General features: G+C 27.9%; 11 protein-coding genes. 2 read left to right on the plus strand and 9 right to left on the minus strand.

The genetic code is table 4. The features are described 5' to 3' along the window. On the plus strand, window positions 1-1,178 hold a 1,178-nt coding region (locus VBM89_RS00005), incomplete at its 5' end, for a DUF2130 domain-containing protein (RefSeq protein WP_323188314.1). Between the two features lie 51 nt (window positions 1,179-1,229). On the opposite strand, the gene VBM89_RS00010 is transcribed toward VBM89_RS00005, so the two are convergent. The 9 genes from VBM89_RS00010 to dnaX all read right to left on the minus strand — a co-directional run bounded on the left by VBM89_RS00010 (window position 1,230) and on the right by dnaX (window position 9,519). Further along, the gene (locus tag VBM89_RS00010) at window positions 1,230-2,177 is read right to left on the minus strand and encodes an IS3 family transposase (protein ID WP_323188315.1); all 948 of its coding nucleotides are present in this window, start codon (window positions 2,175-2,177) and stop codon (window positions 1,230-1,232) included. A 28-nt stretch (window positions 2,178-2,205) separates the two neighbouring features. Continuing rightward, window positions 2,206-2,454, minus strand: coding sequence for a hypothetical protein (locus VBM89_RS00015; protein ID WP_323188316.1), 249 nt, complete (start codon window positions 2,452-2,454; stop codon window positions 2,206-2,208). Between the two features lie 74 nt (window positions 2,455-2,528). Further along, a complete protein-coding gene (locus tag VBM89_RS00020) occupies window positions 2,529-3,761 on the minus strand; it encodes an IS3 family transposase (RefSeq protein WP_323188317.1) in 1,233 nt (410 codons plus the stop codon). Between the two features lie 114 nt (window positions 3,762-3,875). After that, window positions 3,876-4,583, minus strand: coding sequence for a 16S rRNA (cytidine(1402)-2'-O)-methyltransferase (rsmI, locus tag VBM89_RS00025; protein WP_323188318.1), 708 nt, complete (start codon window positions 4,581-4,583; stop codon window positions 3,876-3,878). Then, window positions 4,576-5,496, minus strand: a complete 921-nt coding sequence (locus VBM89_RS00030; RefSeq protein ID WP_323188319.1) for a hypothetical protein — start codon at window positions 5,494-5,496, stop codon at window positions 4,576-4,578. Before VBM89_RS00030 ends, rsmI begins: the two co-directional genes overlap by 8 nt. Further along, window positions 5,496-6,146: a dTMP kinase gene (gene tmk / locus VBM89_RS00035; protein ID WP_323188320.1), complete on the minus strand. Its 651-nt coding sequence runs from the start codon at window positions 6,144-6,146 to the stop codon at window positions 5,496-5,498. The genes VBM89_RS00030 and tmk overlap by 1 nt, the downstream gene beginning before the upstream one ends. A 27-nt stretch (window positions 6,147-6,173) precedes the next feature. Further along, window positions 6,174-6,758: a toprim domain-containing protein gene (locus VBM89_RS00040; RefSeq protein WP_323188321.1), complete on the minus strand. Its 585-nt coding sequence runs from the start codon at window positions 6,756-6,758 to the stop codon at window positions 6,174-6,176. A gap of 5 nt (window positions 6,759-6,763) precedes the next feature. Then, window positions 6,764-7,048, minus strand: coding sequence for a YbaB/EbfC family nucleoid-associated protein (locus VBM89_RS00045; protein ID WP_257089044.1), 285 nt, complete (start codon window positions 7,046-7,048; stop codon window positions 6,764-6,766). A gap of 8 nt (window positions 7,049-7,056) precedes the next feature. After that, complete coding sequence (gene dnaX, locus VBM89_RS00050; protein WP_323188322.1) at window positions 7,057-9,519, minus strand: DNA polymerase III subunit gamma/tau; 2,463 nt, start codon at window positions 9,517-9,519, stop codon at window positions 7,057-7,059. Between the two features lie 571 nt (window positions 9,520-10,090). Here dnaX and VBM89_RS00055 point away from each other — a divergent pair. Further along, a complete protein-coding gene (locus tag VBM89_RS00055; protein WP_323188323.1) occupies window positions 10,091-12,679 on the plus strand; it encodes a DNA topoisomerase (ATP-hydrolyzing) in 2,589 nt (862 codons plus the stop codon). Window positions 12,680-12,690: the final 11 nt, after the last annotated feature.

Consider the following 12,690-nt stretch of genomic DNA (forward strand, 5'->3'; position numbering starts at 1 on the left):
CAATTGAAGCTGAGAAAAACAAGTTTGAAGTAAATAATATTAAGGCAATAGAGAAGATTAAAGAAGAATACGAAATAGAAAAACAAAAGCAAGCCAATGCTTATAATGATTTAAAAAATCAGTTAAGTGAATTAAAGGCTTCAATGAATTCAACAATTGAAGCTGAGAAAAACAAGTTTGAAGTAAATAATATTAAGGCAATAGAGAAAGCTAAAGAAGAATACAAAAAAGAATTAGAAAAAGAAAATCATGTTAAGAATAATCAAATTATCGAAGAATTAAAAAACAATTTTAAAGAGCAAATTGAAGAGCTTAAAAAAGAGAAAAATGAAGCTCAAAATAAATTAGAAGCTGCCAATGATACAATTGATGCTCTTAAAACAAGTAAATCATTATTATCTTCAAAGAGGGTTGGAGAAAACTTTGAAGAACAAATTGCTCACTTATTAGATCAGTACACGAACTTGGATGATTTAGTGGATTATGAAAAAACAACAACTAATATTGATGGTACAAAACCAGACTTCTTAGTTACTTTCTACAAGAACGACAATAATAATAGAGTGAAAATTGGTTCTGTTGTTATTGAAGCAAAATCAGAAACAGAAAATGGTTCACAAAAGAACTCACAATTCATAAATAAATTAATCAAAGATCAAAAAGCTCGTCACGCAGAAGCTGCATTCCTAGTTACTGAATTGGAAAAAGATGATGACTTTCTTGTAAAAATTGAAAGAGATAAAGATAACAAGAACCAAGTTTGAGTAATAAGATTACCATTTATGATTCAAATGTTGCAACTACAACGTTATATGTTTTTAAAGGCTTCTGAATTCAATTTTGTCGAACTTAGAGATAAAATGAAAATTCTTGAAGAATTTGAACAATTCAAAAATAAACTTTTAGAAACAAGATTAGATGCACTTAATAAAGTTGCAACTGATATGAAGAAACAAGTTGAAAAAATTCAAGATTCAGCTAATGCACTTGAAAACTTACTTACAAATGATCTTGAAAGAAAATTCAGATACTTAGTTAATGAAGTTGAAAACTTCAAATTAACTAAGAAAATGAACAAAGTTAATTGAGATAGTGCGCCACAATCTGTTGAAGCTAAAACTCCACATTTAATCGAGGGGTCACAAGAAGCTCACATAGTTGAAGTAGAAGAAGAATAGAAAAAGAAAATCAGCAAATAAACTTAAACTAGGACAAGTCTTATAGACAATTTATAAAAAACTCAAAGCATCTCAACATTGTTGAGGTGTTTTTCAATTTAACACAGATTGAAATCTTTCATTGTTATATCATTCAATGTAATCTTTGATAATGTTTTTGAGTTTATCAAAGCAAATTGTTTTGTAATTTATAAAGTTTAAACACTCAGATTTGATGTTTGAAAAGAAATATTCAACTTCCCTGTTATCTAATGAATTTCCGACTCTACCCATAGATACATTTCCATTGTTTTTTGCAACTACATCGAGGTATTTAGATGATGAATATTGAAATCCGTGATCTGAATGAAGAATTCAAGGTTTTTTAAACTTGATATCCTTGATGTGTGAAATAACTAAATCTGTATCATTTCTTCTTGATAAGCTTCAATTTAAAATTTTCTTTGTTTTATGATGTATTGCAACTGAAAGATAAACATGATTTTCATCTATATCATTTGGTGCTTTTATATATGAAACGTCTGTTGCAATAATATTATTTGTAATTCCATTGTAATCTCTATTTACAAGATCTTTAATCTTAACATTTGTATTCTTGATTTCTCTGACTTTACGTTTTGGTCTAACTACACAAATTAGATTTAATTTGTTCATTATTCTTCCTAATGTTCTGTAATTTATGTCTATTTTATATACTTTTAGTATATAAATGATCAATCTTCAACGACCAAAACGACCTTTATTTTCATAAAAGGCCTTTTTGACAATTGAATGTAATTCTTCATTTTCAGACTTTTGAGAGACTTTTTTATCTAATTGCGACATTTTCTTATAAAAAGTAGATTTTGGTATTCCTAAAAAATATATAAATTGTTTATTTGTAACAGAAGATGATTTCTTAATTTTGCTTCAATCAATTTCCATTTTATTATCTCTGAAAATTTCAATCATTATTTTTATGAATTCATTCTTTTGCTCATCAGTCATTTCTTTAATCATTGAATCATCTGTTTCAATAGGTTTCTTTTTAGGTCTTCCAGAACCCTTCCCTTTTTTTAGGGGCTGTTCCTGTTTTTGAAAATATTACATTTTCGTCTTTTTGATATTCTGTAAATTTATTTCAAATTCTACGTCTAACATTTTCTTTAAAGTAATCCTTATTATATTTTTCTGAAATATAAGATGCAAATTTGTATTCATATTCATTTGTGTATTCTCAATTTTCTATTCATTCGAATAGATCTAATCATTCATAATGTTTCAATTGTTTAGCCATTTGTAAAATCCTTTCTCTTATTGTAAACAAAAAGTAGACAGTTTAAACTGGGACACTAAAAATGGACAGAAGGTTTAATTAGACATAATAACACCTCAATGATGTTGGGGTGTTTTTCAATCTAATGTTGATTGAATTCTTTCATTATTGTATCAAAAAATAAACTCATTAATTATTTTGCTAAGATCATCAAAAGTTATCTGGGTTATATCAATTAATTTTAAACATTCAGATTTTAAAATCGAAAAGAAATATTCTGCTTCTCTGTTGTCTAGCGAGTTGCCAACTCTCCCCATTGAAATAACGCCATTATTTTTAGATATTGTTTGCAAATAATCTTTAGATGAATATTGGAAACCATGATCTGAATGTGCTATTCATTGTTTGTTCAATTTTATTTTTGACATGTGTTTCATAACTAAATCTAAATCATTTCTTTTTGACAAATTGTAATTTACAATAAATTTACTTTTGTGGTCAATTGCAATTGACAAAAAAACAAAATTGTTTTCACAATCTTTTGGTGCTGTAATATATGTAACATCTGTTGCGATTATTTGGTTGGTTTTGCCATTGTAATCACGTTTTACGAGGTCTCCAAATTTAACGTTTGTGTTTTTTCTTTCTCTATCTTTTTTCTTTCTTCTAATTAAACAATGTAATTGCAATCTATTCATAATTCTACCAATAGTCCTATAATTAAGCAAAATTTGATATTTTTGTTTGATGTAATGTTCTAATCTTTTTCTTCCAAATAGACATTTATTCTTTTTAAATGCCTCTAATATTAATTCATCATTTCTATGATCACTTTTTTTGGTTCTAGATTTTTTTTCTTTAGTTTTTCAATTATGAATTGTTGATTTTGATTTGTTAAATATGATTGCTAATTTCCTAGTTGAAACAGAAGTTTTTTTAATTTTAGATATATCAACATCAAAGTTATTCCTATCGAATGAATCTTTAAAAATTTCCAAAATTTCAATCAATTGTTCTTTTGGCATTTTTTCTCATTCTTTTTTAACAATATCCATTGGTGTAACTTTGGATTTTTTAGGTCTCCCTGTTCCTTTGCCCTTTTTAGGAGATTTGCCTGTTTGTGATATTAGATTTGTCATTCCTAAATTATATCTTTTATATTTCTCTAAAAAATTTCTCTTTGAATATGTAGATTTTTTGTCAAAAAAGCTAACACTTCTTATCGCTCGGTATTTAATTTCAAAATCATTTTTTGACATTAAACCCTTCTTATAATCATCATAATCTGAAAAAAGTTCTAGTCATTGTTCTTGTTTTAGTTGTTTCATAATAACTCCTTAATATAAAAAAACACAAAATATGGTTTTGTCCATATTTTGTGTCCCAGTTTAGTTTTTTATTTTCTGTCTACTTTTCTTGTCCTAGTTTAACTGCTGATTTTTCTAATCCTTTTTATATTTATTTACTTTTTCTCTTTTGATTTTAGGTAAATTCAGAACCATTGTAAACTCGCCTCTAATAGAGTCTAAATTTGCAAAGTGCTGAAGAATTTCGCTAGCAGACCCATAAAAAAGATTTTCATGTAGTTTTGTAAGTTCTTTAGCTAAACAAATTTTTTCTTGTCCATTAAATACAGAATTAATGTCTTCTAAAGTTGAGATTAATTTATGAGGCGACACATAATAAATGTGTGTACCGATATTCAATTCTTTAAGTTGATTAATTCTTTGTTGACTTTTGTCTTTAATAAAACCGTGAAATGTAAAGTCATTAGTAAAGTTAGAAGCAATAAATGCTGTTATAGCTGCATTTACACCCGGGATAATTTCGATATTTATGTTGTTTTTTCTTGCTTCGGCAATAACTTCAAATCCAGGATCTGATACAACAGGCATACCTGCGTCAGATACTAAAGCGACGTCTTCTCCATTAGATATTAAGTTAATAATTCCTTGAGCACTATGTTTTTCGGTGAAATTATTGTATGTTAATAATTTTTTGTTTGGTATTTCATATCTTTGAAGAAGCTTAGAAGTGACTCTTGTGTCTTCGCAAGCAATTATGTTTACCTCTTGTAAAGTTCTTAATGCCCTTAAAGTTATATCTTCAAGATTACCGATTGGTGTTCCTACAATATACAATTTAGCCATAGTACTCCATTAATTTGTTTAATAAAAGTTGTTTATGTAATTCGAAATTACCTTGAAAGTTTTTTGAGTTATTAAAATCATCTAGGTCAACTATAAATGTTAATAAGTTAGGGCGCTTTTCTAATAATTCTTGTCTTAGTTTATTTAATTCTTTGTGCAATGGTAATGTTTGAAATTCTAAAAACTTACCTAATATGAATGCTTTTAATAGCGATAAAACAAAGTGTGCATCTTTATCGTTATCCTTATTTACTATTGTTCTATCTAAATATTCAAACATATAAATTTTATTTAATAAAGATTGTCTTGTAGCAATTATGAAACCTGCAATAAGATGTTGATATTTATCTAAGTGTTCAGAAGCTTCAGTTAAAAAAGTTAAATCGTTAGAAAGCATTTTGACAACTGAAAAAGTTGGATCATTTTTCAATGAAGCAAATTTTTCTTCTATTATCTCAGGAGAGAGAATATCAACTTTTAAGACTTGTGCACGGGATAATATGGTTGGAAGAACATTGTTCACATTGTTTGTTGTCATTATAATAACGACTTTATCTGATGGCTCTTCAATTGATTTTAAAAGTGAATTAAGTGCAATTAATGAAGAGTTTTCAATGTTTTTAATGATAACTATTTTGTACTTATCAAAGTTACTTGAATAAGAAACTTCATTAAAAACATTTTCAAATTCTTCTTTTTTAATAGGTTCTTCTGAACCGTCTAAATAGTAAATGTTAGACGGTAGGTTTAATTTGACTAATTCAGCAATTGGAGTGGGATTAATGTTGTTGATAAAATCTAACAAATCGTTGTCAAAATTATAGTTACTATTAGCAGTTAATAAAAATAAATGATTTAGCTTATTCAATTTTGCTGAATCATTTATTGACTTTAATATAGATTGATTAATCATTACTCGAATGATTTAAGGTAAGATAAAAATTTTGGACTTTGTTGTAACTGCTTGATAATATCTTCTAAAACTTCATCTTCTGTTTGAGTAGCGTCAATAATAATGAAACGTTGAGGGTCTGATTTAATCATTTCTAAGTACCCTTTGTAAACATCGTGGTGGAATTGTAGTTTTTCTTGTTCCATTCTGTCTTCAACTAATCTTGTTTCTTCACGACGCTTTTTAGCTTGCTCTGGAGTTAAATTTAAGAAAATTGTAATATCTGGCATTGTTCCATTAATAACTATGTTAGTAATAGCTTTTGTAAATTCAATACCTAAATTTCTTGCATATCCTTGATACGCATAAAAGCTGTCTACATATCTATCACAAATAAGAATTTTATTTTCTTTAAGTGCTGGTCAAATTACTTTTTCTAAGTGAATTCTTCTACTTGTTGTGTATAAAAGAGCTTCAGCAACAGGTGAAAGATCGGATTCTTTGCTTAAAATAATTTCTCTAATTTTTTCAGCTTCTTTAATACCTCTTCCACCAGGTTCTCTTGTTCAAAGAGCAGGAATGTGTGGGTAAAGTTCCTGTAATTTTACATAAAGTTTCTGTGTTAAAGTAGTTTTACCACTACCGTCTAAACCTTCAAATGATATAAACATAGTTTCCTCCAGATGATTGTATTTAATTTAATTTTGTCTATTTATAAGTGAGAATTTTAAAGTGATAGCATCAATGTAGTCAACTGATGAACCTACTGGTAAACCGATGGCTAATCTTGTCACTTTTAAATTCTGTTTAGTAAGTTTCTCCTTAAGAAATTCATTAGTTACCTCACCTTTTATGCTTGGAGAAATCCCTAAAATAATTTCATCAAATTTTTGAGCATAATCTAAAAGTTTTTGAATTTCTTTTTGATACTTTTGCTCCTCATATTCATTGATAATTAGATGTGAAAACACATAATACTTACCGTTGTAAATATTAGCATCTTCAATTTTTTGCATAACTTGTCTGTTTTCCACAATTAACAACGTGTTATCTCTTGAGCTATTGTCACAAATACTGCAATAATTGTTTTCAATAACTTGTGAACAAATAGGACAAAATGTTGTTTTTTCTTTTACATCGATAAAAGCTTGTGCAACTTGTTGCACTTGCTCTTTTTCAGCTTCTAATATTCAATAAACAATTTTTTCAGCTTGTTTTTTAGAAATACCAGGAATTTGCCTGATAACTTCTAAAAATTTGTTAATTTGTTCTGTATTAAACATTCTTATTAAAATGGCATTCCAGGCATTGATGGAGCTAATTTATCTTGCTCTTCTTTGATTAAATCAATACCTTCATTGATTGCTATTGTAATTAAGTCTTGAAGAATGTCTTTATCTTCAGGGTCAATTAATAATTCATCAATTTCAATTGAAACGATTGACATATCTCCTTTAAGAACTACTTCAATACCTTGTTTAGAAACTGTGAATGTTTTTTCATCTAATTCTTTTTGTTTTGTTTCTAATTCTTTTTGCATATTTTTAATTCTTCTTAAAAAATCATTATTCATAATAACCTCTATTCATATTCGATTTCTAATTCTTCATCATCACCTAATAATAATTTACCAATTTGAGTTAAGTCAGTTAAAGTGTTTTGTGCAAACTCATCTTCTCATTTTTTAGGTTTATAATCTGCAATTTGGATGTCTTTATTTTGTCCAATTGTTTCTCTAATTTTAGCAAGAGCTGCTGAATCAACTGGATAAATATATTTGTTTTTGTTATCAAAAACATATTTAACAAATTCTTGCATTTTAGGTGTGTTAGCAAGCTCTTTTAGCTTATTAACTTTAGCAGTATCTTTATTGTAAATGTTAATGAAATATTCTGAAGCAGCCATAATTGATGAATCTTCAAACAACTCAGCAATCTCAGAAAACTCAGGTTTGTTTTGAGTGATTATTGCTAAATCTTGATTAATTGATCTTTTGAATTGAGCTGTTTTATCACGCGACGGATCTTCTTTAGATCAAAGAGTGTTATAGATATATTCGAAAACATTAACTTCTTGTGGTTCACTAATTTGTATGGGTTCATCATTTGTTGAAATTTCTTCAGGTTCTGAGAGATTTTCTTCTTCTTTTATTTCTTCCTGAATTTCTTTTTGAACTTCCTCTACAAATTCCATTGTTTCATCAAACTTAGGAACTTCTACTTCACGAGTGTTAATTAATATTTTATTTGTTGATGTATCTGATTGTAATTGGATAATATCATCATTAACATCATCAAAATCACTTGATAATTCGTGTTTTTGGATAATAAATTCATTTGTTTTATTAACTTGATCAGAAATTTCTTTCGTAAGCGCTTTATTAATTTCTAAAGATTCAAGTAAGATGTTTTTTTCTTCTTGCACTTCAGTAGATACGTTTTCTTGTTGATAAGGTGTAAATTCATCAGCTAATCCATTCCCAACAGGTTCAATTTCAGGAATTATTAATGCATCAGCAAAATGATTATCTGATTGTTTTGTTTCTTGTTTAACTTCTTCTTCAGTTTCTTTCTTAATTTCCTCTGTTTGTATTTGTGAGGACTCCTGATTTACCTGATTTATTTCAATATCAAAGTTACCGGATATAACTGAAAAAATGTTTTCAGTTGTTAAAACAAATTTATCTTCCTCGACTTTTTCTTCTTCTATTTTTTCACTTAAAAATGAGTTATCTATGAAACCATCATCTTCAATTTCTTCAACTTTTATGTCTTGGAGAATAGTGTTTTCATTTTTATCGACTTCCATTGAAATATTAGTTTGAGGTTCATTAGAAGTTAATTCTTCTTCAATAATTTCTTTAGTTTCTGTGAAAACATTATTTGTTGAAATTTTGTGATTTTCTTTGTTAAACACAGGTTTGATAAATACAGGTGCAACATAAGTTTCATCTGAATCTTCTTGCGAACTAGGATTGATAGCATTTAAAGCTTTTAAAATACCTAATTGAATAATTTCAAATGGATATTCGCTTTTGTTAACTTTAATTAACATATCATAGAATATGTCAGTTAATTCAAAACAAGTTTTATTATCTAAGTGAACTGATGATAACTCTTCAGGTTCAAATCAACTTAATAAACTTCCATTATTTGTTTTAGATAATATTATCTTTTCTTTTAAGAAGTTAACTAAACTTAAAACGAATTGCTGAGGTTCAACTCCATTGTTTTGGAATTCATTTAATAATGAAATTAATTTAGTTCCATTGTTAATAGAAATTAATTTGAAGATTTTAACAATTTGCTCTGATGATAAAACACCGAAGTTTTGATAAATTGATTCAGCACTTATGATACCTGAATGCAACATACTAACTTGGTCAGCAATTGTAAGTGCATCCCTCATACCACCACTAGATAATCTTGCGATGAGTTTAAGAGCTTGAGTATCATATTTTATATGTTCTTGGTTGAAAACTTTTGAAAGTTGTTTAATGATATTCTCATCATTCATTCTATGGAACACAAAGTTTTGAACCCTTGATCTAATTGTTAAAGGAATTTTATGTAAGTCTGTTGTCGCTAAAATGAAAATAGCGTGTTTAGGTGGTTCTTCAAGTGTTTTTAATAATGCATTAAAAGCACTTTTTGTAAGCATATGAACCTCATCTATGATGTAAATTTTGTATTTACCATTCATAGGCGTTTGCTCGATTTTTTCCTTAAGATCTCTAATTTCATCAACACCATTATTTGATGCAGCATCCATTTCGATTATGTCAATATTGTTGTTTAAATTGTTTAAGCAAATTTCACATGGATTAAGAACATCAGCAGGATCTTTATGAACACAATTTAACATCATTGCAAATATTTTTGCAATCGATGTTTTACCAGTTCCTTTTGGCCCTGAAAATAAATAAGCATGTGATATTTTGTTAGTCTTTAAAATGTTTTTTAAAGATAAAATTATGTGCTCTTGACCTATAACATCATCAAATGTTTTTGGACGATATTTTCTATACAATGCTTTATATTCCATGATTAATTACCCTTCTTAAAATTTGATATTGACATAAAAGATAAAATCTTTATTTTAATTATTATACTAATAAAAAACATATAGTTTTTTAAAAGTTTTAAAAAACTTCTCGGATTACACAAAGAGAGAATAAAAAACTTTTATACCTATGTGCTAGGAATAAAAGTCAAAAAAGCTTAATTTAGTAAATAAGCATAAAAAAAGACCGAAAGGCCTTGATTATTCAGCGCTTCTAGCAGCTCTTCTAGCGTCTCTTGCACGTTCTTTTGCAAGTTTTTTAGCACGAGCTTCAGCACGTAATTTGTTTTTTAATCTAACTACTTTACGCATTTTTATCCTTTATTTAAAATATTTTTATAATGATAATTTTTATGAATTGTGCATATATATTTTTGCAAAAATACATGCTATTTTTCTTATGTTATTTTACTATAAAAAGTCTTAAATCATTCATATTTTTTAATCTTACAAATTTTTATTTCGATACCTATCAATATACTTTAAAAATTGTAATTAGCATCTATATAATAAATTATAATTTTAATTAACAAGCATTTAAGTAGGAGTAAGTATGAAAAAAAACTTAGAACAAAAAATTGCAGACAAAATTATCAAACAGTCATTAGATAAGATTATGGATGATCGTTTTGGTAGATATTCAAAATACGTTATTCAAAACAGAGCTATTCCAGAAGCACGTGATGGTCTGAAACCAGTTCAACGTAGAATTTTATATTCTATGTTGGGACTTGGTTTAACTCACGATAAACCATATAAAAAGTCAGCTCGTGTTGTAGGAGATGTAATCGGTAAATATCACCCACACGGTGATTCTTCAGTTTATGAAGCTATGGTTAATATGTCTCAATGATGAAAAATCAATCACCCATTACTTGATATGCACGGTAATGTTGGTTCTATTGATAACGACCCTGCTGCTGCTATGCGTTATACAGAGGTTAGAATGTCACCTATTGCTGAATATGTTTTAGGTGAAATTAAGAAAAATCCAGTTAAGTTTGCTCCTAACTTTGATGATTCAGAAATTGAACCAATAGTTTTACCATCGTTATTCCCTAACTTACTTGTTAATGGTGCTTCAGGTATTGCTGTAGGTATGGCAACTGAAATGCCTCCACATAACTTAAATGAAATTATTGATGGAGCTATTTACAGAATTACAAATCCATTTTCACATTTTGACGAAATTTCAAAAATTGTTAAAGGTCCTGATTTCCCAACAGGTGGTGTAATCAAAGGAAACAAAGGTATCTTAGAAGCGCTTGAATTCGGAAACAATACAAAAAACAAAATCAGATTGTTTTCTAAATACACAACTTCTGAAGATGAAAAACATAAATATATTGAAATCACAGAGATCCCTTATGGAGTAGTGAAGTCGAAATTAGTTTATGAGATTGATAAAATTATTAAAGATAAGTTAATTGATGGAATTACAGAAATTAAGGATCAATCAGATAGAGATGGAATTAGCATTTTAATTACTTTAAATAAAAATGCTAATGAACGTAGTTTTTTAAATTACTTACTTCAAAAAACAAATATGCAAGTTATTTACACATACAACAATACTTGCATCCTTAAAAATGAGCCTGTTACACTTGGTGTAATTGGGCTCCTAGATGCTTACGTAGCTCACGTTAAAGATATTAAAGTTAAGACTTTAACATACGATTTAGAAAAACTTAAATTGCGTTTAGAGCTTGTAGAAGGATTTATTAAGGTTTCAGAAATTTCTGATGAAGTTATTGCAGTTATTAGAAGATCAGAAGGTTCTAAAGTTGGTGTTATTCAAAACTTAATTAAAGAGTTTGGGTTTACACAAAATCAAGCAACAGCTATTGCTGAAATGAGACTTTACCGTTTATCTAAAACAGATAAGCAAGCCTACTTAAATGAAAAATTACAATTAGAAAAAGACATTATGAAAATTTCTAAATTGCTTCTTGATCCAAAAGCGTTTGATCAGTACATTATTGAACAATTAATGGAAATTAAAGTTAAATTTGGAACTCCAAGAAAAACTCAAATCGAAGATCAAGAATATGACTTTAGCTATGATCAAACCGATTTAGTCAAAGAAGAAATTCTTAACATTGGAGTTTCAAGAGCTGGATACATTAAGAGATTCTCACAAAAAGTTCTTGATAGTAATAAGATTGAAAATTATGGACTTAAAGATGATGACTATTTAGTTTTCTTCGGAAAAGTAAATTCGTTACATAACTTAATTTTCATTACAGCTCAAGGTAACTACATCGTGTTCCCTGCTTACAAAATTCCAGAAGATAAATGAAAAGACAATGGAACTCACTTATCTGCTTATGTAGATATCCGTGTGATGGATGAAATTGTGGGAGTGTTTGAAGTTTCGGATTGAAATATTTTATCTTACATTGCTCTAGCGACAAAAGATGGATATGTTAAGAAAACAGTGCTTAAAGATTTCGAAGTTTCAAGGGTTAATAAAATTTACAAGGCTATTAACATTGAAAAAACAGATGCAGTTGTTAATGCTGTTATGACAGATGGAACAACTAATGCAATCATAATTACTGAAAAAGGTAATGTAACTAAGTATTCTGAAACTGAATTACCACAATTTGGAACTAAGGCTAAAGGTAATAAAGGGGTTTACTTATCACTTGATGATAAGATTGCTACATTTACTTGTGTTAAATCAGATCAAATGGTTGGTATCTTATCAACAAATGGACAAATTATTAAAATTAATTCATCTAAATTACCATCTGTACCTAAAAATATTAAAGGTAAACCTTTATTAAAAGATAATAAAAAATTTATTCCATACGTTTGTGAACCAATCAATGATGAATCAGTTATCTACATTAAAGATGATTTTGAGCACACAATTATTGAATCTGTTAAATCATATGGTGTTTCAAACGATAGTGCAAGAGTTTACAATATAGATGTTCCAAGTATTTACAAAATGTCATTTAATGTTAAATATTTTGATAAGGATTATGCAATCGCGCAAAACTTGTTCACCCAAGAGCAAGTGAAGAAAGAAAAAGATCTATTAGAGAAGACAGATACTGTAGTTTCTAATGTTTCAAAAAGTTTAGATGACATTTTAAGACGTATTGATGAATTAACTAAGAGTACAAAGAAATAATATCTCAGCAA

The sequence above is a fragment of the Mycoplasma sp. 1199 genome, assembly GCF_034863365.1.
Classification (GTDB): domain Bacteria; phylum Bacillota_I; class Bacilli_A; order Mycoplasmatales; family Metamycoplasmataceae; genus Mycoplasmopsis.